This window comes from Vogesella mureinivorans, from assembly GCF_007644035.1.
Classification (GTDB): Bacteria; Pseudomonadota; Gammaproteobacteria; order Burkholderiales; family Chromobacteriaceae; genus Vogesella; species Vogesella mureinivorans.
Map to the genome: position 1 here is coordinate 1 of NZ_VMTV02000796.1, position 450 is coordinate 450.

The 450-nt window shown below is 36.7% G+C and carries 1 protein-coding gene; it reads right to left on the reverse strand.

Annotation, left to right across the window (positions count from 1 at the left end; translation table 11 throughout):
* On the reverse strand, window positions 1-450 hold a 450-nt coding region (locus FLQ44_RS19360; protein WP_206208992.1), incomplete at both ends, for a hypothetical protein.

A 450-nucleotide genomic window follows, 5' to 3' on the forward strand; every position in this document is an offset into this window, starting at 1 on the left:
TTGTGTTTGAGTGAGATCAAGCTTAATTTTTGCAGACGCAATTTGTTCAGCACAAGTCTGTTGAGTGACTGCGATTCGTTCAACCAATCTTTTTTGCGAGGTTTTTAGTTGTTCTTGCTCTGCATTGAATTGGGTTAAATTCTGCTGACTAAGCTGCCAAATGTTAAAAGTATCTTGCTCTTGAAGCAGAGCTTGCTGTTCTTGTTGTTGTTGTAGTTCGAACAAGGCTTTGGAAACAATGGAATCATCCATTTTATAGGGATGGGTAGTACTTCCACAGACAATACATGGTTGATCTTCTTTAAGTGCTGCTCTTAAATTCTCGACATTTTCTGTATGTAATAAGCGTTGTTGTTGAACCATTTGTTTAACATGTTCAAAATTACCCGTAATTTCTGTAATTGCTACATTGGGACTTTTAGAAACTTCGACAATAATTTCATGACTGAG